Genomic DNA, 22553 nt, shown 5'->3' with positions numbered 1-22553 from the left:
TGAACAAGAAGCCTCTCACCTGAAGCCCAATGATGACTCCATGCGCCTGCTCCCGCACTACGGCGGCTACCGGAAACTGAGAAGTTTCCAGGCCGCACAGCTCATCTACGACGCGACCGCCGCCTTCTGTGAGCGCTTCGTCGACCGGCGCTCCCGGACTCACGACCAGATGGTGCAGGCGGCACGGAGCGGGTGTCAGAACATCGCCGAGGGGAGCATGGCCTCGGCAACCTCCCGGCGGACGGAACTCAAGCTGACCAACGTGGCCAAAGCCAGCCTGGAGGAGCTGCTGCTCGACTACGAAGACTTCCTGCGCCAGAGGGGGTTGGCGAAGTGGGCGAAAAACTCCGCCCAGGCGATGGAGGTGAGGGTTGCCTGTAGACCGGCTGATTCAGGCGGGTCAAACAGGCGGGGAGGGTGGGAAAGGTCCGACAGGTCCGACAGGTCCGACGAGTCCGACAAGTCCGACAAGTCCGACAGGTCCGACAGGTCCGCCAAGCCCACTCTCCCCGACGCGCCGAGCCGGTGCGATTCTCCCGATCCTTACCACCTCGCCGAGGCCCCTGCCGAGGTGGCGGCCAACACCCTGATCTGCCTGATCAACCAGGCGGTCTACCTGTTGAAGCGCCAGCTCGAGAGCTTGGAGAGAGAGTTCCTCGAGCACGGCGGCTTCACCGAAAGCCTTTATCGGAAGCGTTCGGAGTATCGGCGGAAGCAGGAGGAAACAACGATGTCAGACAGGTCGGACAAGTCTGACAGGTCTGACAGGTCTGACAAGTCGGACAAGTCAGACAAGTCGGACAAGTCTGAGAGGCCCTCAACCCCCGCCTGCCCCCGGTGCGGGCGGCTCATGCGGCTTCGAACGGCCCGGCGGGGCCCCCGTGAGGGGCAGCCGTTCTGGGGATGCCCCGCCTTTCCCGACTGCACGGGCACCCGGCCGGCAGAAGCCGGCGGAAGCGAATGACCACCGTGAGGAAAGGTCAATGAGGCTTTGAGGAGTGTTGTCAGGCCCCGGGGATCGGCAGGCCGTGCTGGCGGAGGAAGGTGAGCTTGTCCCAGTAACCGCGCTGGAAGCGGATGAGGCCGTCCGTCACGTGGAAGAAGCCGCACCCGCGCAGGCCCAGCGGGTCCCGCCACTCCAGGATGGCCCACTCGCCGTCCTCGAAGAGGTTCTCAACGATGCAGACCATTTCCGCGGCTGCGAAGGCCCCGGCGAACATCCGCCGGATCGCCTCGCGGCCTGCCACCGGTTCCTCGGCCACCTGGTGGTTGACGGCGTCGGCGTGATACATCGCCGCGAGGGCGTCGGCGTCCCGGCGGTTGAAGGCCTCCACCCAGGCTGTGACCCGGTTCTTCGGTTTCATGTGGCATCCCTGTCCTTGGGTTTCCTGCCCGGGTTGAGGGTTGCCGTGGTCTTCGCCCGGCCTCCGTCACCCGGTTCGTGAACAGCACGCGTTCGTCATGCTCTCTTCGCCAGGCATCACCGGAGGGGGCGGCCAAAAGCCGGGGCGGTCCTTCCGAAACCGCCCGCCTCCGATTGAAGGCCCGACAGGGACATTATACGCCGGAAGGGCCGCGAATCAAGGCCGGCCCGGGCCTGTCGGGGCGGGGTGGGTAACCGGTTGCAACCTTCCGGCGTCTCCCGGGTTGAACGGCTGTTGCCGCGGGCTGTTCCCCCCGCTCGTTTCCGACAGGAGAGATCGATGAAAAAAAACGCCTACCTGATCCCCCTTTTGGCCGGGTTGTTCTTCCTGCCGGCATCGCCCGCCCGGGCGGAAGAACGGTCCGGGCCGGCGGCGGCGGGGAACACCGTCGGGCTGCTGCTGCGCCTCCCCGAGTCGTGGGACGGCTACACCTTCTTTGCGCCCCTCAACGCAAAGACCACCTTCCTCGTGGACCCTTGGGGGCGCCTGGTCCGATCCTGGGAAAGCGACTACTCGCCGGGGAATGCGGCTTACCTCCTCCCGGGCGGTCACCTGCTCCGGACGGGGCGGGTCCCGGGGAACTTCACCCTGTCGGGCGGGGGGGCGGGCGGGGTGGTGGAACGGTACGACTGGGACGGCAACCGGCTCTGGCAGTACTTCTACGTCACCGACACCCACCGGCAGCACCACGATGCCTGCCCCATGCCCAACGGGAACGTCCTGCTGATCGCGTGGGAGTCGAAGACCCGGGCGGAGGCGCTCGCCGCCGGGCGCAAGCCGGACCGGGTCACCGCCGACGGGTTGTGGCCGGACACCGTGATCGAGGTTCGCCCCACCGGGCCCACCACCGGCGAGGTGGTCTGGGAGTGGCACACCTGGGACCACCTGGTCCAGGACTACAGCGCCGCCCGTCCCGATTACGGCGACCCCGCCGCCCACCCGGAGCGGGTTGACCTCAACTACACCGCCCCGGGTTTTCTGCCCGCAGCGGCCGACTGGATGCACACCAACGGCGTGCACTACAACGCGGCGCTCGACCAGGTGGTCCTCAGCGTGCGCCACTTCAGCGAGTTCTGGGTCATCGACCACGGGACCACCCCGGCGGAGGCGGCCGGTCACACCGGCGGTCGGCGCGGCCGGGGCGGCGACCTCCTCTACCGCTGGGGCAACCCCGCCGCCTACGGCCGGGGGACGACCGGCGACCAGGTGTTCTACGGCCAGCACCACGCCCACTGGATCGCCGACGGGTTGCCCGGCGCGGGGCATTTCCTGGTGTTCAACAACGGCGGGGGGCGGCCGGGCGCCGACTACTCGTCGGTGGACGAAGTCTCGCCGCCGCTGGACGCCACGGGCGGCTACCTCCTGGACAGCGGCGCGGCGTTCGGGCCGGAGGCGCTGACCTGGAGTTACGTCGCCCCCGTCCCTCCGGACTTCTACGCCTCCTACATCTCGGGCGCCGTCCGGCTACCCAACGGGAACACCCTGGTCTGCCACGGGCCGTACGGGACCTTCTTCGAGGTCACCCCGGCGGGGAAGACGGTGTGGGCCTACGTGAACCCGGTGACCGGAGACGGGGCGCTGATGCAGGGGGAAACGGTCCCCGGCACCTCGGCCAACAAGGAGAACAGCACCTTCCGGGCCTATCGCTACGCGGCGGACGGCCCGGAACTGTCGGGGATCGATCTGACGCCGGGCGGGTACATCGAAGGGTACCGGGACGGGGATGTGAACGGCGACCTGCGGACGGACAGCCGGGACCTTCAAATCCTCCTGCTGGTGGTGTCGGGGATCCTCCCTTCCGGGAATCCCCCCTGTACGTACCCCGAACGCGCCGACTTCGACGCGGGGGGGACCCTCGACGCCACCGACCTGGCCGCCCTCGCCGCCCTTCTCGCGGAATAAGCTTCACGCAAAGACGCCAGGGCGCAAAGCCTCGCAAAGAAACCCCACTGATTGTTTCATCTTATCTTTGCGAGGCTTGGCGGCTTCGCGTCCTGGCGTGAGGCCGGGACGATCTATAATCCTTGGCGGGAGAATGATCTGAAAACCGGCTCGCTTCCCATCGGAATCCTGCATGATTCAATGGAATTTCTTCCGATTTTTCCCCTTTTCGTGTAGAATCCCCGGTTTTTCGGGGCCGGCCGGCGCCGCGTCTTGGCGCACCCCGCCCACCGCCCCGCATCCGACGCGTGAAGAGAGGCAGCCATGACGACCCCCGGCGCCCACTGGGTGCGCAACGAGACGATCCGCAACGTGGCCATCATCGCCCACGTCGACCACGGCAAGACCACCCTGGTGGACCACATGTTCCGCCAGGGCGGCGTGTTCCGCGAGGGGCAGGCCGTGGACGAGCGCGTGATGGACAACCTGGACCTGGAGCGGGAACGCGGCATCACCATCGCCGCCAAGAACTGCTCCGTCCGCTGGAAGGGCGTGAAGATCAACATCCTGGACACGCCCGGGCACGCCGACTTCGGCGGCGAGGTGGAACGCGCCCTGAACATGGTGGACGGCGCCATCCTCCTGGTGGACGCCTCGGAGGGCCCGCTCCCCCAGACCCGGTTCGTCCTGCGCAAGGCCTTCGACGGCCGCAAGCGGATCGTGGTGGTCATCAACAAGATCGACCGCAAGGACGCCCGACCCCAGGAAGTCCTCAACGAGATCTTCGACCTCTTCATCGACCTGGGCGCCGACGACGAGCAGATCGAGTTCCCGGTGCTCTACGCCATCGGGCGGGAGGGGATCGCCCGGCGGGCCCCCGACGGGCCCGATACGGACCTGTCGTGCCTGATGGACACCATCCTGGAGGAAGTCCCCGCCCCGCTTCACGACCCCCGGCAGCCCTTCCAGATGCTGGTGTCGGACCTGGACTACTCCGACTACCTGGGCCGGCTGGCCGTGGGGAAGGTGGTCCACGGGACCGCCCGCCGCAACGAGGACCTGGCCTGCGTGGACAAGTACGGCAATGCCAACCCGCTGCGCGTCACCAAGCTCCAGGTCTATGACGGCGTCCTCCTCGCCGAGTCGGAGACGGCCGCGCCGGGGGACATCGTGATCCTCTCGGGGATCGAGAAGGTCGAAATCGGCGACACCATCTGCACCCGGGAAAACCCCCGCGCCCTCAAGCGCATCGCCGTGGACGAGCCCACCATCGCCATGATGTTCACCATCAACACCTCCCCCTTCTCGGGGCGGGACGGCAAGCTGGTCCAGTCCACGAAGATCCGCGAGCGGCTCTTCAAGGAGACCCTCCGCAACGTGGCTCTGCGGGTGGAAGAGCCGGTGGACTCCGACTGCTTCGTCGTCAAGGGGCGGGGCGAGCTGCAGATGGCCATCCTCATCGAGACCATGCGCCGGGAGGGCTTCGAGCTGGGCGTGGGGCGGCCCCAGGTGATCCTCAAGCGGAAGGAGAGCAAGGTCTTCGAGCCCATCGAGCACCTCTTCGTGGACTGCGCCGAGGAGTTCACCGGCGTGGTGACGGAAAAACTCCAGCGACGCAAGGGGCGGATGCTCAACCTCTCCAACCGGGGCTCGGGCCGTGTCCGGCTCGAGTTCTCCATCCCGTCCCGCTCCCTCATCGGCTACCGGGGCGAGTTCCTCACCGACACCCGCGGGACGGGCATCCTCAACGCTTACCTCCTCGGCTACGAGGAGCACCGGGGCGACTTCCCCACCCGACTGACCGGCTCCCTGGTCTCGGACCGCCAGGGGGAGGCGGTGGCCTACGCCCTCTCCAACCTGGAGCCGCGGGGTGTTCTCTTCGTCGAGCCCGGCGAGCCGGTCTACGAGGGGATGGTGGTCGGGGAGCACAACCGGGAGAACGACATCGACGTCAACCCCTGCAAGGCCAAGAAGCTCACCAACATGCGCAGTTCCACCAAGGACCTGGCGGTGATCCTGACCCCCGTCCAGCCCCTGAGCCTGGAGAAGGCCCTCAACTTCATCCGCGACGACGAGTTGGTGGAGGTGACCCCCAACGCCATCCGCATCCGGAAGGTCACGCTGTCCCTCACCGACCGCCACACCCAGCGTTACGCGAGAAACCTCAAGGAATAGAAGGCGTTGCGCAGACCGGGCCGGCGCCGGACGGCGGCCATGCTGCCGGTTCGCCGGACCCGGGGCCGGTCACCGACTACCTCGGTGCGGGTTCGGGCTCGGACCGTGTTTTGTGGGGCGGGAGCATCAACCGCCGTGCCCAGTATCGCCGCGCCGCGCGCCGCCCAAAACGCTCACCCAGCCTTCCGGGGGCGGATCTGGGCTTCCGCCTGGTCCGGAGCGCTCGGTGAAAATCTGAGCTCAAGGTCCTGTCGAAAAATATTTGCGCTTTCACGAAAAAGAACTTCTGTTTTCTCGGAACAACCCGGCAGACTTATACACGCACAGTCAAAAGGGTTTTTCCTGGACAGAACCGGGTGAGGCGGATCTCTCCCGGTAGAAGCAAAAGAGCCCCGGGAGGGGCTCGTGTGTGGCGGAGGCGCATGGGAATCGAACCCACCTGCGACCCGATCCGGGCCGCCCAACGGTTTTGAAGACCGCGCAGGACACCAGTCCCGACTCGCCTCCGAAGCTGCATTATCCCCCCTTTCGCCCCGGGCGCGCAAGCCGTTTTTCCGGGGTTCTCCCGAAAACGCCTTCCGGACGGGCGGCGCCCGCGAAGGAACGCCGGGCGGAACGCACCCCGCGGCCCCGGGTGACCCCGGCGCCCAGCCCCGGATACCGCTTGACAGGAATCGCCGGCAGACGGACAATCGTGCAGCTTGAAGACCTGCTGAAATCTGGGGGGAGGGACACGTTGTTTCACGAGGACATACCCGGCCGCTTCCGCAGCGCCGACGAACTCATCCGGGCGTTCTACACCCGGGTTTGCCGCTCGGCCGGCCTTCCCGGGACCACCCTCCGCGATCTCGTGGAGACCCTGGTCCGGGACGTCGCCGCCTACCACGGCCGCTGTGCCGCGGCCTGCCAGGTCTTCGACGAGGCCGGGGGGTTCAGCTTCCGGGTTGCCCAGGGTTTCTCCGGCGCGGGGGATGCGTCTCACGCCCCCTGCGCCGTCGAGAGCCGGGGGTGCAACTGCTCCATGGCCTTGAAAGACGACCCGGCCGGGGTCGTCGTCTCGGCGGCCGGCGCCCTGGTCCTCGACGACGCACCCGCCAGCCTGCAGTCGACGACCGAGAGGGGGCTCGGGTACCTGCGGGGCGAGTGCCTCCGCCTGGGGATGCCCCACCTGGCCATCCTTCCCCTCGCGTCCTCCGATCACCGGGTCTCCGGGTGTTTCCAGTTGGCGGTGGAGCGCCCCGACGACCGCTGCCGGGAACTGGTCGATGCCCTGGGACGGGAATCCGACCCCCTCGCGCGGATGATCCGGCAGATTCAGCGGGTGATCACCCGGGATTTCCTCCTGGATCAGATCGCCGAGTCCGTCATCCTGCTGGATGCCCGGGGAAGTCTCCACTACGCGAACAAGACGGCCGCCCGCCGCTTCGGGATCCCCCGCGAGCAGGTCATCGGGCGGAACATCCGGGAAGTGGTCCCTGCGGAGATTATCGAGCGGAGGATTGCCCGGATGTGGGAAAAATACCACCAGGGCAGCGAGATGGTTTTCGAGGACACCCGTGACCGGGTCCACTATCGCCACCAGACCTTCCCCGAGCTGGACCCCGAGGGGAACCTCCTCTCCCTGACCGTCATCTCGACGGATGTCACCGCCCTCCGCGAGGCCGAGGCGACCATCCGGGAACGGTCCCGGGCCGACCGGCTGCTGACGATCCTGTCCGAGCGATTCGCCCGGCTCACCGCGCGGGAGTTCATTCCGGGCCTCCGGAACGCCCTGATGGAGATCGGCGGGTTCATGGCCGCCGACGCCGCTTTCGTCATGTGGGCGGACACGGAGATCACCCGGATCGAGAGCGTCCACGCGTGGGTGTCCGACGATTTGCCGGAGGTGCGGGCCCGGCTGGACGCGTGCCGGAACTTCCCCGCGGGGATCTTCCGGGAATCCTGCTCCCGCGGTTTCTTCTCCCACGACGGGATCGGCGCCTTTGCCGGAATCCAGGACGGCGACCGGGAACTCCTGGGAGGGCTCTGCCCGAGGTCCCTCCTCGTCTTCCCGCTCTTCCGGGGCGGGGTGCCTTCGGGGGTGATCGGGGCGCTGACGAAGCGCGAGCCCAAGACGTGGAGCGAGGCCGACGTCACGGTCGGACGCCTCGTCTCCCGGATTCTCTCCCACGTTTCCGAGCGGGTCGCCATGGAACGGGAGCTGCGCCGGAGCCAGGCCCTCCTGCAGGCCGTCGTCTCTGCCATCCCCCTGGAGTTCTTCATGATTGACCGGGAGGGCCGGTACTGCCTGGCCAACGATCTGGTCACGCGGCACTACGGCGACCTTGTCGGGCGGAAGCCGGCGGACCTCGCCCCCAACGAGACGGTGCTCGCCCTCTGGCTGGACAACAACCGGCGGGCACTGTCCGGGGAGGAAGTCCGCGAGGAGCAGGTCTACGAGATCGGAGGGCGCAACCGCTGCGTCTTCAGCGTTCTGAACCCTGTCAAGGTAGAGGGGACCGTGGTGGGTGCCGTCGTCCTGAACCTGGACCTGACGGATTTCCGCCGGCTCGAGACGGAGTTTTCCCTGGAACGCCAAGCCTGGGACGAAGCCGGGGAGGTTTTCCGGAGGTGCCGGGAAAGCCTGCGGGACGAGATCGCTCCCCGCCTGGCCGTGGCCCTGGAACGGCTCGACCCGGCACGCCCCCTCTCCCCCGAGGCTTCCCGGGCCGCACGCGAGGCCTTGCAGTCGGCCCTCGACGAGGTTTTGCGCCGCCTCGAGCCCCCGGACCCCGAGGGGGCCCCGCCGAGGCCGTCCTCCCTGAAAAAGTTCTGGCTCCCGACCCGGGCCGTGTTTCCCCCGCCCCGCGTCCCGGGGTGCCCGAAGAAATCCCGGAAACGCTGAAGCCCGGGGCGCACCCTTCAGGACGTGCGCGCGGGCCGGATCACGGGGAAGGCGATGGTGAAGGTGCTCCCCTCGCCCGGGGTGCTCTCCACGCCGACGGTTCCCTGGTGAGCCGTCACGATGTACCGGACGAGGCTCAGCCCGATGCCGCTCCCCCGGACACGGCGGACCGCGATGTTCCCGCTGCGGAAGAACTTCTCGAAAATCCGGTTCTGTTCCGAGGGGGAGATGCCGATGCCGTTGTCCCGGACCCTGAGTTCCAGGGCCCCGTCGGCGGCGGCGAGGTCCACCTCGATCCGGCGGTCGGCCGCCTTGCCGTACTTCACGGCGTTGTCCAGGAGATTGAGCAGGACGAGGGCCAGGGCGTTGCGGTCCCCCATGATCCGGGGGAGGTTCTCCGCGATGGAGAGGCGGATGGACACCTTCTCCTTCTTCATGAGGACCTCGAAAGCCTCCAGGTGGCGGGTGACGATCTCTCCCAGGTCCAGTGGCTCGAGGCTGAATTTCTGAATCCCTCGCTCCAGGTTGGAGAAATCCAGGATGTTGTTGATGAGGAACGTCATCCGCTCCGTTTCGGACAAGATGATCTCCAGGTACTCCCGCCGCGTGCTCTCGTCCCGGCCCCGCCCCAGCACCAGCATCTCGCTGAACATCTTGATGAGTGCCAGGGGGGTCTTGAGCTCGTGGGAAACGTTCCGGAAGAACTCCTCTTTCTGGAGGCTCAGTCGCGTTTCCTCCCGCCGGCTCAGGTAGACCAGGAACCAGGCGGAGAAAATGAGCACCACGCTGATTCCCACCAGGGAGAAGTTGAGAACGCGGCGGCGCCGCTCGGACTCCACCAGTTCCGAGACGTTCCGCGGGGAGTACTGGAGCAGCCATCGGTAGAGCACGTTGGGGAATCGCTGTTCCGCGAAGTACTTCCTGGACAGCTGGGACGACCATCCGTAGATCACGTTGTTCTCGTAGTCCTTCACGCTGACGTAGCAGGTTTTCTCGAGGTCGGTGAAGAAGGGGGCCAGGAAGGCGGGGGGGTCTTCCAGGTCGTACTCGTAGACCAGAAAGTAGGGGACGGGGTCCCCCGGGAAGGTGAACTTCAGGAAGGTGAAGAGGGCGGACTTCTTGAAGTCCAGGGTGGCATGGAGGTGGTAAGGGGTCAGCGGGAGGATCATGGGGAACTGGACCTGGGGCAGGACTTTCTCCCAGTACGGCTTCACCCGGGCCAGGTTCGCGGGGAACAGGGGGCGCCCGTGGGCGTCGAGCAGAAAGATCCCCTTCAGCGGTTTCCGGAGGTGACCGGCCTGGAGGGCCACCTTCTGGATCATCTCGTCCGGGCTCTGGGCCGTCAGGAAGTTGAACAGACCCATGTCCAGGGTGTCGATCTGCTGCTCGATGCGCTCGATGACCTGGTTTCCGAGGCGGAGGTTGCTCTGGATCAGGGAGGTCTCGAGGACGTTCTCGCCCTCCCAGAGGAAGCGGCTCGTCAGGATACCCATGGTGATGGTGGCGGCCAGGACCACCACGGTCCCGATGAGGAACAGTCGGTTCTTGAAGGGTCTCAGAAGGTCCATGGTCTCTCTCCGCGCCCTTTCGTCCCGAACCTCACCCCTTCACGCGCCGGAAGACGATCTCCGCGGCGGCATCGCGAACTTCCCCGGTCAGGACGCCGTCGTCGGCGATGTCCCGGAGGTCCTGGGCGTGAAGCAGCGGGAGCAGGCGGAGCGACAGGTCCGGCGGGGTGTAAGGGTTTCTCGCCAGGGAGAGCTTCACCTCGTAGATCACTCCCCAGCGCGGGCTGCGGGAAACTTCCCGGAGGACCGCCGGCCGGTTCGGTCGCCGCGAGGCGATGCGGAGGACGTGCCGCAACGTCAGCCGGGAGTTGAGGAGCAGCCGGCGGACCACCTCGTGATCCGGGTCGAACAGGAGGCGGTCCAGGGTGTTCGGGTCGCGGGACATGGCCAGGGACCGCCGTTCACCGCAGGTCAGTTCGTTGGCCAGCTGGTTCGGGTCCGGCAGGAAGTCCGATCGGAGGCCCCGGGGCTGGGGCGGGCGGCGGAGGAAGTGCATCAGCAGGTCCGTGTTCTGCACGTGGGCGCGGTTGAGAACCTGGCGGACGTAGTCGCCGGGCCTTGCGTCCAGCTTCTCGTGCACCGCGTTGAGGGACCCGAGGATGGTCATGAAATCGCTCAGCCCTTTCTGCGCCTGCTCCAGGATGAAGTGCAGGGCGTCGGCGAACTCCTGGGGCGGGAGGGCGATGAGGCGCTCGGCGAGCCGGATCGCCCGGATCCGGGTGTCGGGGATCCGAAGGGCGAACTCGACCCAGTTTCGCACCGATTCCTGGAGGGACTCCCCGGGGGGTGCCCCCGTCAGGCCGGGCGAGTGCAGGGTCACCGTCCTGGTTTGCGGTCGATCGGCCATTCCTCGAACCCCTCCGGCGTCCGGCGGCCCCGCCGACGCCCGCCCCAGTATAATATCGATCCGATGAAACAATGATTCTTTTTTGACTTTTCGGGCATGCGAAAGTATCATGGCGGTTCCGGCTCAGGAAAACGCGGCGCCACGTCGTCCGCCGTCCCAGCCCGGAGGGAGGATATCGGTCGGGAGGTGCGGGGTGAGGGAAAAAATCAAGCTGAGAGACCGGACGGCCCTCGACCACTGGACCATCGACGAGGCCCGGGGCCTCTATGGGATCCACCAATGGGGCAAGGGGTTCTTTGACATCAACAGCCGCGGCAACGTCATCGTGATGCCGGAGAAAAACGATCAGAAGTACCTCGACATCAAGGCGTTCATCGACGAACTTCAGATGCGGGACATCAACACGCCCCTCCTCATCCGCTTCACCGACATCCTCAAGCAGCGCATCGAGGAGATCCAGAGCGCCTTCCAGAAAGCCATCTCCGATTACGGCTACGCCGGGAAGTACTACGGCGTCTACCCGGTCAAGGTCAACCAGGGGAAACAGGTCGTCGAAGACATCATCGACTTCGGCAGCCCGTACCAGTACGGCCTGGAGGCCGGCACCAAGGCCGAGTTGCTCATCGCCCTGGCCACCACCGACACCCCCGGTGCCCTCATCATCTGCAACGGCTACAAGGACAACGAGTTCATCGAGACGGCCCTCTGGGGCACCAAGCTGGGCCGCAACGTCATCATCGTCATCGAGAAGCCCTCGGAGGTGGACACCGTCATCAAGTTGGCCGCCAGGATGAACGTGGAGCCGGTCATCGGCATTCGGGCGAAGCTCGCCGCCCGGGGCCGCGGGAAGTGGGAAAGCTCGGGCGGGGACAAGTCCAAGTTCGGGCTCTTCCCCTCCGAGATCCTCGAAGCGGTGGAAAAGCTGAAGAAGCACGGCCTTCTCCCGGGGCTTCGACTCCTCCATTTCCACCTGGGCTCCCAGATCACCTCCATCCAGAGCATCAAGGAGGCCCTCCGGGAAAGCACGCGGATCTTCTCCGAGCTGGTCCGTCTGGGGGTGGACATCCGCTTCTTCGACGTCGGGGGCGGCCTGGCCGTGGATTACGACGGGTCCCAGACCAACTTCTCGTCCAGCGCCAATTACACCCTCGACGAGTACGCCAGCGACATCGTCTGCGCCCTCTCGGAGATCTGCGAGGAGCAGAGCATCCACCACCCCCACATCGTTTCCGAGAGCGGCCGTGCCCTGGTGGCCTACTCGTCGGTCCTGGTCTTCAACATCCTGGGGACCAGCGAACTGGTGGTGGGGAACAGCCGCCCGGCCATCCCCGAGGACGCCCCGGACCCGGTGGTCGCCATGCAGGAGATCGTGGAGGGGTTGACCGTCAAGAACTTCCAGGAATCCTACCACGATGCCCTCCAGATCCGGGAGGAATCGCTGACCCTCTTCAACGTGGGGATGCTCTCCCTGGAGCACCGGGCCATCGTCGAGCAGCTCTTCTGGCTCGCCTGCCAGGGCATCGCCAAGATCATCAACGGCCTCGACTACGTCCCCGACGAACTGGAGAACCTCGACCGGTTCATCTCCGACACGTATTACGGGAACCTGTCGGTCTTCCAGAGCCTCCCCGACCACTGGGCCGTCAAGCAGCTCTTCCCCCTCATGCCCATCCACCGGCTCAACATCAAGCCCACGCGCAAGGCGACCCTTGCCGACATCACCTGCGACTCCGACGGGAAGATCGACCAGTTCATCGACCTGCGGGACGTGAAGAACACCATCGAGCTGCACGAGTTCAGCGAGAAGCAGCCCTACTACCTCGGCGTCTTCCTGGTGGGGGCCTACCAGGAGGTGCTGGGGGACCTCCACAACCTCTTCGGGGACACCCACATCATCCACATCAGCATCACGGGGAAGAACAAGTACCACATCGACAAGCTGATCGAGGGCGACACCGTCCGCGACGTCCTGGGGTACATGCAGTACCAGAAGCGGGACATCGTCGGCATGGTCCTCAAGGCGGTGGAGGAAGGGATCGAAAAAGACCGCATCACCATCAAGGAGTCGGCGCGCATCAAGAAGTTCCTCGAGGAAGGGCTCGAGGGGTACACCTACATGGAATGAACCCCCGCCGCGGCGCGTCGGGGGGACCCGAGATCAGGGAGGATCCACACGATGAGAGTGCTGGTTCTGGGAAGTGGAGGACGGGAGCACGCCATCTGCCGCCAGGTGGCCGAGAGTCGGCGGCTGCAGGTGCTCTACTGTGCACCGGGCAGCGACGGGATGAACCCGCCCGCCCGCCCGGTCGGGCTCGACATCACCAACGTGGAGTCCGTGGCCCGCTTCGCCCGCGACAACCGGATCGACCTGACCCTCTCCGGGCCGGAGACACCGCTGGCCGCCGGGATCGCCGACTGTTTCGCCGAGTCCCGCATTCCCTTCGTGGGCCCCAGCGCCGCCGCGGCCCGCCTGGAAGCCAGCAAGGCCTTCACGAAGGACTTCCTCGCGTCGCTGGGGATCCCCTCCGCCCGCTACCGCGTCTGCACGCGTCTCGAGGACGCCCTCGAGACCCTCGATCGGAGCGCGTTCACCTTCCCGCTGGTCATCAAGGCGGACGGCCTGGCTGCCGGCAAGGGCGTGGTCATCGCACCCGGCCGCGACGAGGCGGAGGCGGCCCTGCGCGAGATGATGGTGACCCGCCGTTTCGGCGCGTCGGGGGACACCGTGATCCTCGAGGAGTTCCTGACCGGCCGCGAGGTGTCCTTCATGGTCTTCACCGACGGCGTCAACGCCGTTCCCATGCCGCCATCCCGGGACCACAAGCGGGCCTTCGACGGCGACCAGGGGCCCAACACCGGGGGAATGGGCGCCTATTCCCACGACGACATCCTGACCGCCCCGCAGCGCCGCGAGATCATGGAGACCGTCATTCACCCCGTCATCCGCGGGATGGCCGGGAACGGCTTCCCTTTCAGCGGCATCCTTTACGCCGGCCTGATGATCACCGAAGCCGGGCCCCGGGTGCTGGAGTTCAACGTCCGCTTCGGCGACCCCGAGGCGCAGGCGGTTCTCCCCCGCCTGAACTCGGACTTCCTCGACATCCTGGAAGCCATCCGGGTGGGGCGCCTCAGCGAGGTGAGCCCCGAGTGGGACCCCCGCCCCCTGGTCTGCCTGGCCCTGGTTTCGGGAGGGTATCCCGGCGCATTCGAGAAGGGCCACATCATTCGTGGCCTGGAGGACCTCAAGCGCATGGAGGACGTCATGGTCTTCCACGCGGGCACGCGCCGGGCCGGCGGCGATTTCGTCACCACCGGCGGGCGGGTCCTGAACGTCGCCGCCAAGGCCGGCACCCTCCCGGAGGCCGTCGCCCGGGTCTACGAGGCCGCCGGCAAGGTGCACTTCGAAAACATGCACTACCGGACGGACATCGGGAAGGTTCACTCCGTCTGATTCACGGTCAGGTTTCCGTTCCCCGCGACGATCTCCCGGACGGCCTTCGGAAGCAGGAACCCCGCCGTCTCGTCATACTCCAGCTTCGGGAAGGACGCTCGAACGGCCTGCAGGACTCGTTCCAGGGCAGGGACCTTCCCGACGTGGGCATCCACGGGTCGCAGCCCGGCCCGCCCGCCTCCGGTCCGGGACGGGACCATCTTCACGCTCAGGACACCCTTTCGCCGGAACATCCCGGGGATGCGCCCGTTCAGGTCCGGGTGGCTCTCGCAGAGTCGCTCGCCGTCGAAATGGCAGAACAGGGTGATCTCACCCTCCCCGATGCGGAAGAAGAGGGCCTCGATCCCGCGCCGGTGGGCGTTGATTCGCTCCAGTTCGTACTTGAGGGCCCGGTTGACGTCGGTCTCGCTCAGGGCGACCGACGGCCGTGAAACCGGGGCCGGCAGCGGCTGCCCGCCGTCCCCCGTCTCCGGGGCCGGCAGGAAATGGCCAAGCAGGGCTTCGACGGACGCTTCCCGCGCCCCTTCGAGGGTGGCGATGTCGGGGGGGACGGGAACGTCCGACATCATCAGGTAACCGATGATCCGGTACTTCCCCGGCCACACGAACCAGAAGAAGACCAGCAGGGCCACGAGGCCGAGCAAACAGACACCGGACCACTTCAGGATCTTTTTCAGCATGACGTTCTCTCTGGATGTCTGCGGGCCTGGCGGAGGGGTCTCAGAGGGGGGCGGGGGTCACGGGGAGCATCATGGCCAGGACGAACCCCCGCTCGTAGAAGACCTCCAGGTCCAGTTTTCCCTTGTGGCGGGAGAGGAGGCGGGACAGCACCACGTAATTGAAGTCGCTCCGGAAGGATTCCGACAGGAAGGCGGCCCCGGAGAAGGTTGCCTGGGGGTCGTTCTGCGGCACGAACCGTGAGACGATCTGAAGCTGGTTGTCCTTGATCTGCCCCACGTTCTGGATGTGCCCATCCGCGATGAAGTCCAGCACCCGCTCGAAGAACTGGGTCAGGGCCGTGACCAGCATCTGGGTGTCCACCTGCACCCGGCAGCCTTCCGCCTCGATCGTGGTTTCGAAGTCCACGTGCTTGAGTTTCGAGCGCTGCCGGATGGCGGTGAACACCTGATCGAACAGCACCATGGGGTCCTCCGAGGTCGGGCGGAAGGTGAAATCCGGTTCCGTGACGATGCGGACCAACTCGAACTTCCGTATGCTCCGCTCGATCTTGTCCACCTCGAAGGCACAGTTGCGCAGGAAGACGGGGTCGTAACGCGGCCCCAGGACTTCCTTCGAGTTCTCCTCCAGGAGGGTCAGGAACCCCTTGAGCGAGGCGAGGCTCCCCTTCACGGCCTGGACCATCCCGAAGACCGAGTTGAAGTCCGAGAGTTCCCGGATGGTGTTTTCCCGGTCCTGGAGCACCACCGTCTGCCGGGTCAGTTCCTGGCGGAACTTGTCGGCGTCCTCCTGCCGTCGCTCGATCTCTTTCTGGAAATAGAGATTTTTCTTCAGCAGGAAGGACGAGATCTCCACCAGCCGGATCAGGGTGCTGAGACGGTTCACCTTGAAGGGGTTCAGTTTCTTCGATTCGAACACCACGAAGCCGAACACCTCGCTGAAGACCATCAGGGGCGCGATGAGCATCGACTGGATGTTCTCCGGTTTCGGCAGGGAGCTGAAGCGCTTGGCGAGGCTGTTCTGGTCGGGGAAGTAGAGGATGTGGTGCCCCTGCCGGAATTCCTCGGTGGCCAGGGGGATCAGTTGGCCCAGGAGCTTCTCCTCGATGGGCAGGCCCTTCTTCGGGAAGGTGGCGAGGTTCTGGTCGAGAAGGAGGATGCTGACGGAGGACTGGGAGTAGTTGTCCCGGAAGAACTCGTAGATGGCGTCGAACATCCGTTCCATGTCGTTGAGCACGACGATCTTGGCCAGGAAGGAGGAAACGGTGTTGGCCTCTTCCACGCTCTGGGCGATCTCGTTCTGAAGCGAGCGGTAGGACACGATGGCCGCGAAGATCTCGTTGACCCGGCAGAAGTCATTTTTCCGGCGGTCGATCTCCTCCGCGCTGGAGGAGAAGAACAGCGTCCCGCCCACCAGGATCCCGCGCTGAAAGATGGGGAGGGCCGAAGCGAGCTTGAGGTCGTCCGGCTCGATGTCCTGGAAACAGTCCTTGAGGTCGGAAGGCTCGGGGTGATAGGGGATGGGGACGGTTTTCCGGCCCTGGGAGAACATGGACTCCAGCCAGGAGAAGAGCTTTTCCGGCAGGGCACGCTCCTCGGGGAAGGCGTAACAGTTCAGGATTCCCGTCACCGTGTCCCGGAAAACCAGGATGCCGGTCCGGACCTTCAGGATGCCGCCGATGTCCGTGAACAGGTCCCGGAGACGGGGCGCGGCCTCCTCGATCTCCGCGATGGCCGCGAAGGCGCGGATCTGGATGTTCTCCTTCAAGCGGATCTCGTCCTCGAGCCGTGTCAGGAACTCCTTTTTGTCCTTCACCTCGTGACGAAGCTGGAACAGCCGACGGAACACCAGGATGACCAGCACCAGCAGGATGAGGATCAGGGCAAGTTCGATGGACTTGTACAGATCGATGAAGGCGGCTGGAAGCGGTGTTGTCGTCATGTTTTTTCGTATTACAGCATTTTCCAAACAATTATTTCACAGACGTTCGGGCGTGTCAAACCGTTTTTCCGGGCAGCCCCGGCAGCAGGCGTCGGCGCCAGGGGCATGACGTCCCCGGGCTGAGACGGGGAGCTTGAGAAGCGCCGGGAAGGGGACACCCACTTGATCGAGAAGCGGACACTCACTCGTCATGTAATGTAAAGAAGGACACTCACTCGTGGGCATGGAAGAGTGTCCTTGATCCCATCCCGGGCTGCCGGCTCAGGGAGGCTCAGCCCGGCAGCTTCGCGCAGCGACGAACCGGATTTGGAGGTTGATCTGGAACCGAACCCCCTCAGCGTGTTTTTCTGCGGTTTTGTTGTTTTCCTGACGGGAGAGGGCAAGGGAAAGGAGCGGGGGGGCCGAGGGCCCAGCGGATGCGACGGGCTAACGTCTTGCCGATCCCGGGGCTCCGTGCGAGGGCGTCTGCGTCTGCCCGGACAACGGCCTCCACGCTACCGAACGTCTCGAGAAGACCGCGTGCCTTGCCGGGGCCGATTCCCGGGAGACCCTGGAGCAGGTGAAGTTGCAGTGCCCGGTGGCGGCGCGGGCGGCGGCCGTGGCGCAGCAGCCCTCCCGAGACGGTGCGTTCCGCTTGGTGGGCCATCATGAGCATCAGCCGGGCTGTCTCTTCGGGATCGCGGGAGCGGAGAATGGGCACGCCAAGAAGGACCGAAACGGCGATCAGCGCTCCCTGAATGGATTCCCGGCGGATCAGCCGGCCCTCGAGATCGCTTGCGTGTCCTTCCAGAATGATTGCGCCCCGGATCTCGTGATCGGCGAGTTTTTTCGCCTGCCTGAACAGGCGTCCGTCGAGAATGGACTGAACCAGGTCGGGAAGGGTTTTCCGCTCGACCAGGAACCGGTTGTCGATCCTGTAATCGCCTGTGCCGAGGGTGCCGAAAGACACGTCGATGTTCCCCATGCGCAGAAGGGCTTGCAAAACCCCGCCGCGACCTTCGCGGTGGTCAACGAAAATGCTGACCGGGCGGTGACCATCCGGAGAAGGGTGAGTTATATTTTCGTCAGGCCGGAAGAGATCCGGGAGGTCTTCTCCTGGGTCGGTGGTGCCTTCAGGGCGCTTTTCCTCTTCCGCTTGCACCTTGGGTATCGGGATATCCATCTGACTTCTCCCTGCTGCCGTCGGGGCTTTTCCCGTTTGAGAGCAACCCGGCCTGAATGTTACCACATGGTTTCGAGCGAGGTCTGCGTCCGGGCGGGGAGGAAGAGCTTGCGGCAGGCGGCGACGCCCTGGAACCACTTGAGGCCGGCGGCGCGGGCCAGCTCCGCGAGGCGGCCGGCGCAGCCCACCACCCGGCGGAAGCGGCGCTCGTAGCCCCGCACCGACGCCAGCCACTCCGCCGCGTCCAGCGACAGCCGCTCCAGGATCGGCGCCAGCTCCGCCGGGATCGCCCCCGCCTTGTCCGGGCGCACCACGCGGCCCACCGCGTCCAGCACCCGGAAGTACTCCGCCGCCGTCAGCGTGGCGAAGACCCCCTTGCGGCCGCCCGCGCCGTTCAGCGGGGCCAGCCACGACGCCCTCACCTGCGCCCGCGCCGCCTCCGCCACGGCCGCCGCCAGCACCTCCGGGGGGATCCCCGCCGCTTCCGCCGCCGCCAGAAGCTCCGGCGGAATCCCGGACGTCCCCGGGGCTTCGGCTGATTCCGCCGTCTGCATCTCCGCCGGGATTCCTGCCGCTGCCGGGGCTTGCGCCGCTTCCGCCAGTTCCACCGGCGGGATCCCGGATGCTGCCGGGGCTTCCGGCGGTTCCGCCAACGGCATCTCCGACAGGACCCCTGACGGTTCCACGGTCGCCGTCAGCACCCCCAGGGGGTTTCTTGCCGTTTCCGCCGTCGCGGCCGGTTCCTCCGGCGAGATTCCCGCCCCTTCAGTGATTGCCGCCGTTTCCTCCGCCGAGGCTCCCGCCGCTTTCGCGAGGGTCGTCAGAAGGTCCGCCGGGGCTCCGGTCGCCTTCGCGATCATGGCCAGCACGTCCGCCGAGGCCCCGGCCGCACCCGGGAGGCGCGCCATTTCCGCCACCCGCAGTGCCATCGCCAGCCGCGTCTCCGCCGCCAGCGCGTCCAGCCGCTCCCACGCCGACGTGTGCACGCTCTCCTCCGGCGTCCGCGAGAGCCCCGCCCGCACCGGGTTCAGCTCCACGTACGCCATGCACGTCAGCAGCGCCCCCTCCCCCTCCAGCAGCCGGCACTGGTACCGCCCCTCCCAGAACCGCCCCTTGCACCCGTCCTCCGCGTTCGCCTTCCGCGCGATGTACTCGTTCAGCCGCCCCATGAACCAGCTCAGCTTCGCCAGCCGCTTCCGCAGCTGCCGCACCCGCGACGCCTTCTTCACGATCCGCTTCACCTGCACCCGAAGCGTCTCCTCGTCCGGCGGGGTCTTCCGGGAGGGGGAGCTCAGCACCCAGTTCCGGGCCACCTCCTCGTCGGTCATGGCCTCGGCCCGGTCGGGGCGGGTGCGGAGGATGTCGTGGAGGTGGTTGTCCATGACGGCGTAGGCGAGGACGTCCACGGCGAAGTAGCCGGCGAGCTGGACGAGGCGGTCGCGGACCCAGTCCTTGCGGTGGTCGAAGTTCTTGCCGGTGTCGGGGTCGTCCCCGCAGAGGAAGGCGCGGCGGACGCAGCGGGCGGTGCAGTGGTAGACCCGCTCGGCGCCGTCGGCGACGATGTTCTTGCGCGCGATGGCCATGGCAGCCTCCTGGAAGTGGACTTCACCCTTACTAACGTTTTCGCCGAACAATATCCGAAGTTATTTCGCAAAACCGGTGAAAAAAATGGGGGGAGGCTCCGCGCTGACCCGGGAGAGGGGACTAGGCCGCGGGGCGGGAGACGGATGGGAAGCGCCGCGCGCAGGCCCGGCGGGAGGGTCGGGAAAGAGGACACTCACTCATCCATTGGGTTGAGTGTCCTGTTTCGTGACGGGTCCAAGGAAGGCCCCCCTGTCCTTTCTCCTTGCCTGGGCGTCAGGGATAGCGACACTCGGAATTGAATGAGTGTCCCGGATGGCGTTCCTGTACGGATCTGTATCAGGGGGTTCCCCTCTCCCCTGGAGGTCGGATGACCTCAAACAGAAGCCAGCGGCCGGAGGCGGCCCGTAACCTGATCTCCGGAAGGTTCGCCAAACTGTTCCCGGCAGGTGATTCCCGCGTGGTGAGAAGAAACTCGATCCGGTCCTTTTCCAAGAGATGACGAAGGAGCCGCAGGGGAGGCGTATCTTCAGGGGTACCGCACGACTCCGGCAGCGAGGGGAGAGATTTCGGGTACTCCCAGTACTCGAAACCCAGGTGGTTCAGTTCCTTCTGTTTGCGCCAGAAACCGGGTGTCAGGAAAACGTTGCCGGTGTAAACTTTCGCGCCGGCCAGGGCCGGGAGGAGCATCGCGGCACTCTGGTCGGCCAGGACCCGCGGTCGGTGGGCCGGCGACGCGGCCAGTCGCTCACAAACAGAGAGAAGGTCATGCTCGTAACGTACACGGTTGTGGGGAAAACGGAGGTCATCCAAGTAGAACAGGGTACCGGAAAAGCAGAGGCACCCCAGGATCACCAGGCCCGCCCGGCCAAGGCGCCGGATCTCGGGCTTTGTCGAAAGGCGGACCCGCGCCGTCAGGCTGGAGAACCCCTGTCCGGCCAGAATGGCGATCGCCAGATAAGCTCCCGCGGATATCTTCGACCGGTTGGTATTGACAACGACCAGGGTCAGGAAGACGATACCGAACCAGAAGGTGAAAAACCGGGTTCGCCGGAGGTGGTCCACCCGAAAGGACTTCAGGGCGCCGATCAGGGCCAGGGGCAGCGCGGCGCCGTACCCGAGCAGCCAGGTCCATCGTGGCTGTGGAAGGTCCATGCTGGCCTGGACGGCTTCCCGCCACACGGGTTGGGCGGCAACCCACAGTTGATAACAGGCCACAAGCCCTACCCCTCCCAGAAGAAACCAGATCCGGGTAGGGTCGATCAACGGGTCGACTGTCTTTCGCTGAACCCGGTCGTGAAACAGAACCAACAAAGCCAGGGCGGCCAGCATGACCCCCTCGAAAGGGTGGGTCAAACCGAGGGCCAGGGTCAGGAGGAACAGCCCGCCCAGAAGCGAGGGAGAAAAGTGCCCTGTCCTGCCCCTGAAAAGGAGCCAGACCGTACCTGTCATCAGGGCATAGGCGATGGCTATGAGCGGGTAGGCGAACGACGTGGTGAAGAAGAGAGCGTCGGCAAAAGCGGTCTCCGCAGAAGGCAAATCGAACGTTCGGTGAAGCACCGTCGCAGCAATGAACCGGGAGGTCAGCCCGAGGCCCATGCCGAACGCAGCCAGCGAGGTACTGAAGCAAACACCGAGCGAGTCCAGCCCCGAGACAATTGCGAGACGGGATGTCAGCCAGACGGTGAGAGCCGAACCGAGGATGCCGCCGAAGATGAGCCATGATACGGCAGGGATGCCGGTCAGCGCTTCCATTCGGCCCGCCAGGGCGAGCACCGGGTGGAAGATGATTCGCCGGGACGATTCCGTCGTGAAGAGGTTCTCGCCGAGGATCTGGCCGTCCCGGGCCTGCCGCGCCCAACTCAGGTACTGCGCATTGTCGTGGGGGTTGAAGAACAGCCCCGACTCCACCCACCCGTCCGGCCCGGGTTTCGCCGGGAGGCCGAAACCGGCCCCGCTGAACAGGCGGAACCCGGCAAGGAGCAGTAATACCGCAACAGAGATGCCCAGGGGAACGCAGGAGGTGATCGCTATCGGTCTTCGCATGAACCCACCCTCCCGGGTCTGGAAAAGGAACGCTCCGTTTGATTGTAAACCGGAACCGCAGGGATCGGGAAAAAAGATGTGCGCGCTCACATCCTGAAGGACAGGCACCCGTAGCCCCGGGCACTGAGTGTCCTGTATCAACCCCGGGCCAAAGGTCTGAGTGAAGACGATTAAGAATAAGCGGTTTTTCGGGGTAGGCCGGCCCCGAACTGCTCAGCCGCCGAGAGAGACCGTGACGGCCACGAGCGACACCCCCAGGAGCGTGAGACCCAAGGCGACCCGGATGGGGCCGGCGCCCACAATGCGACCCCACCAGAATCCCAGCAGGAACATCTGGGTCAGGGCCACGAGGTTGGAAAGCCGGACCGCGAGCGTCGGCGTCGGGACGACGGCCAGCGGGACCAGGACCGGCAACGTGGAGAGGGCGATGAGCAGGCTCACCGCCACACCTCCCAGCAGGTCCTCGGAACGCATCCGGGCCGGCGGAGGTTTTCCCTTCGCCCGGACGATCTCCAGGGCCCAATGGAGGACCTGGTCGCGCTCCCGGTGGTTCAGGATCGCCATCAGCGGCCCGTCGAACTCCCGGTCGATCCGGGCGAGGGCGGCGTGCTCGGTTGGGGCGGCCAGGACGTCCCGGGCGAGGCGGACGCGGCACCCCCTTTCGAAAAGCGCGGTGAGGACGTAAATGACGCCGTCGACAAAAGCCCAGGACAGGTTGCACCCGCCGATGGCGACGAGCAGGGCCCGGCTGTCGGCGTCCTGGTGCCCGAGCCGCACGGCCGCCGTGAACCCCAGACACATGATGAGGGCGAAGAGGATCTCGCCCAGGCGGTCGGCCGGATCGAGGTAACGGCTGATGAAAGTCGTCATGGACTCACTCCCGAAAACGTGTCGAATCCCCTTCCAGCGTCGGGG

At 65.9% G+C, this 22553-nt stretch carries 15 protein-coding genes and 1 tRNA gene; 6 read left to right on the top strand and 10 right to left on the bottom strand.

Going from position 1 to position 22553, the window contains the following annotated elements; translation table 11 throughout:
• Positions 1–40: 40 nt before the first annotated feature.
• Positions 41–964: a four helix bundle suffix domain-containing protein gene (locus KA419_02410; GenBank protein ID MBP7864775.1), complete on the top strand. Its 924-nt coding sequence runs from the start codon at positions 41–43 to the stop codon at positions 962–964.
• 40 nt (positions 965–1004) lie between these two features.
• On the opposite strand, the gene KA419_02405 is transcribed toward KA419_02410, so the two are convergent.
• Positions 1005–1364: a nuclear transport factor 2 family protein gene (locus KA419_02405; GenBank protein ID MBP7864774.1), complete on the bottom strand. Its 360-nt coding sequence runs from the start codon at positions 1362–1364 to the stop codon at positions 1005–1007.
• A gap of 339 nt (positions 1365–1703) precedes the next feature.
• Between KA419_02405 and KA419_02400 the strand changes: the two genes are divergently transcribed.
• Together KA419_02400 and typA are read left to right on the top strand one after the other, a co-directional pair.
• Entirely contained in the window at positions 1704–3326 is a 1623-nt protein-coding gene (locus KA419_02400; GenBank protein MBP7864773.1) for an aryl-sulfate sulfotransferase, read from the top strand.
• 303 nt (positions 3327–3629) lie between these two features.
• On the top strand, positions 3630–5480 hold the full coding sequence (gene typA / locus KA419_02395; GenBank protein ID MBP7864772.1) for a translational GTPase TypA: 1851 nt from the start codon (positions 3630–3632) through the stop codon (positions 5478–5480).
• 410 nt (positions 5481–5890) lie between these two features.
• On the opposite strand, the gene KA419_02390 is transcribed toward typA, so the two are convergent.
• A tRNA-Sec gene (locus tag KA419_02390) sits at positions 5891–5987 on the bottom strand.
• A gap of 229 nt (positions 5988–6216) precedes the next feature.
• Here KA419_02390 and KA419_02385 point away from each other — a divergent pair.
• A complete protein-coding gene (locus tag KA419_02385) occupies positions 6217–8364 on the top strand; it encodes a PAS domain-containing protein (GenBank protein ID MBP7864771.1) in 2148 nt (715 codons plus the stop codon).
• Between the two features lie 17 nt (positions 8365–8381).
• Here KA419_02385 and KA419_02380 read toward each other — a convergent pair whose 3' ends face one another.
• Together KA419_02380 and KA419_02375 are read right to left on the bottom strand one after the other, a co-directional pair.
• The gene (locus KA419_02380) at positions 8382–9932 is read right to left on the bottom strand and encodes a HAMP domain-containing histidine kinase (protein ID MBP7864770.1); all 1551 of its coding nucleotides are present in this window, start codon (positions 9930–9932) and stop codon (positions 8382–8384) included.
• 31 nt (positions 9933–9963) lie between these two features.
• Positions 9964–10779 carry a hypothetical protein gene (locus tag KA419_02375; protein MBP7864769.1) on the bottom strand — a complete coding sequence of 272 codons (816 nt, stop codon included), beginning with the start codon at positions 10777–10779 and terminating at the stop codon, positions 9964–9966.
• A 109-nt stretch (positions 10780–10888) separates the two neighbouring features.
• Between KA419_02375 and speA the strand changes: the two genes are divergently transcribed.
• Together speA and purD are read left to right on the top strand one after the other, a co-directional pair.
• On the top strand, positions 10889–12904 hold the full coding sequence (gene speA, locus KA419_02370) for a biosynthetic arginine decarboxylase (GenBank protein MBP7864768.1): 2016 nt from the start codon (positions 10889–10891) through the stop codon (positions 12902–12904).
• A gap of 51 nt (positions 12905–12955) precedes the next feature.
• Positions 12956–14230: a phosphoribosylamine--glycine ligase gene (gene purD / locus KA419_02365; protein ID MBP7864767.1), complete on the top strand. Its 1275-nt coding sequence runs from the start codon at positions 12956–12958 to the stop codon at positions 14228–14230.
• Here the strand turns inward: purD and KA419_02360 are convergent.
• From KA419_02360 to KA419_02335, 6 genes are all read right to left on the bottom strand, one after another.
• Positions 14218–14910 carry a hypothetical protein gene (locus tag KA419_02360; GenBank protein MBP7864766.1) on the bottom strand — a complete coding sequence of 231 codons (693 nt, stop codon included), beginning with the start codon at positions 14908–14910 and terminating at the stop codon, positions 14218–14220. The genes purD and KA419_02360 overlap by 13 nt on opposite strands.
• A 40-nt stretch (positions 14911–14950) precedes the next feature.
• Positions 14951–16849 (bottom strand): HAMP domain-containing histidine kinase, encoded by a 1899-nt coding sequence (locus KA419_02355; GenBank protein ID MBP7864765.1) that lies wholly within the window; start codon positions 16847–16849, stop codon positions 14951–14953.
• Positions 16850–17183: 334 nt separating this feature from the next.
• Positions 17184–18011, bottom strand: coding sequence for a nuclease (locus tag KA419_02350; protein MBP7864764.1), 828 nt, complete (start codon positions 18009–18011; stop codon positions 17184–17186).
• A 59-nt stretch (positions 18012–18070) separates the two neighbouring features.
• Positions 18071–19594 carry a hypothetical protein gene (locus KA419_02345; protein ID MBP7864763.1) on the bottom strand — a complete coding sequence of 508 codons (1524 nt, stop codon included), beginning with the start codon at positions 19592–19594 and terminating at the stop codon, positions 18071–18073.
• 337 nt (positions 19595–19931) lie between these two features.
• Complete coding sequence (locus tag KA419_02340; protein MBP7864762.1) at positions 19932–21746, bottom strand: hypothetical protein; 1815 nt, start codon at positions 21744–21746, stop codon at positions 19932–19934.
• Between the two features lie 105 nt (positions 21747–21851).
• Positions 21852–22508, bottom strand: a complete 657-nt coding sequence (locus KA419_02335) for a hypothetical protein (GenBank protein MBP7864761.1) — start codon at positions 22506–22508, stop codon at positions 21852–21854.
• Positions 22509–22553: the final 45 nt, after the last annotated feature.

It is taken from the genome of Acidobacteriota bacterium, from assembly GCA_018001935.1.
Taxonomy (GTDB): Bacteria; Acidobacteriota; JAAYUB01; order JAAYUB01; family JAAYUB01; genus JAGNHB01.
The sequence above is the reverse complement of the archived record's forward strand: the minus strand, read 5'-3'. Positions and strand labels throughout refer to the sequence as shown.

Excerpts from the sequence above, each read along its gene's own strand:
- KA419_02410 (MBP7864775.1), top strand. The coding sequence starts at position 41 with ATGCGCCTGCTCCCGCACTACGGCGGCTACCGGAAACTGAGAAGTTTC.
- KA419_02405 (MBP7864774.1), bottom strand. The coding sequence starts at position 1,364 with ATGAAACCGAAGAACCGGGTCACAGCCTGGGTGGAGGCCTTCAACCGC.
- KA419_02400 (MBP7864773.1), top strand. The coding sequence starts at position 1,704 with ATGAAAAAAAACGCCTACCTGATCCCCCTTTTGGCCGGGTTGTTCTTC.
- typA (MBP7864772.1), top strand. The coding sequence starts at position 3,630 with ATGACGACCCCCGGCGCCCACTGGGTGCGCAACGAGACGATCCGCAAC.
- KA419_02380 (MBP7864770.1), bottom strand. The coding sequence starts at position 9,932 with ATGGACCTTCTGAGACCCTTCAAGAACCGACTGTTCCTCATCGGGACC.
- KA419_02375 (MBP7864769.1), bottom strand. The coding sequence starts at position 10,779 with ATGGCCGATCGACCGCAAACCAGGACGGTGACCCTGCACTCGCCCGGC.
- speA (MBP7864768.1), top strand. The coding sequence starts at position 10,889 with ATGGCGGTTCCGGCTCAGGAAAACGCGGCGCCACGTCGTCCGCCGTCC.
- purD (MBP7864767.1), top strand. The coding sequence starts at position 12,956 with ATGAGAGTGCTGGTTCTGGGAAGTGGAGGACGGGAGCACGCCATCTGC.
- KA419_02360 (MBP7864766.1), bottom strand. The coding sequence starts at position 14,910 with ATGCTGAAAAAGATCCTGAAGTGGTCCGGTGTCTGTTTGCTCGGCCTC.
- KA419_02355 (MBP7864765.1), bottom strand. The coding sequence starts at position 16,849 with ATGACGACAACACCGCTTCCAGCCGCCTTCATCGATCTGTACAAGTCC.
- KA419_02350 (MBP7864764.1), bottom strand. The coding sequence starts at position 18,011 with ATGGATATCCCGATACCCAAGGTGCAAGCGGAAGAGGAAAAGCGCCCT.
- KA419_02345 (MBP7864763.1), bottom strand. The coding sequence starts at position 19,594 with ATGGCCATCGCGCGCAAGAACATCGTCGCCGACGGCGCCGAGCGGGTC.
- KA419_02335 (MBP7864761.1), bottom strand. The coding sequence starts at position 22,508 with ATGACGACTTTCATCAGCCGTTACCTCGATCCGGCCGACCGCCTGGGC.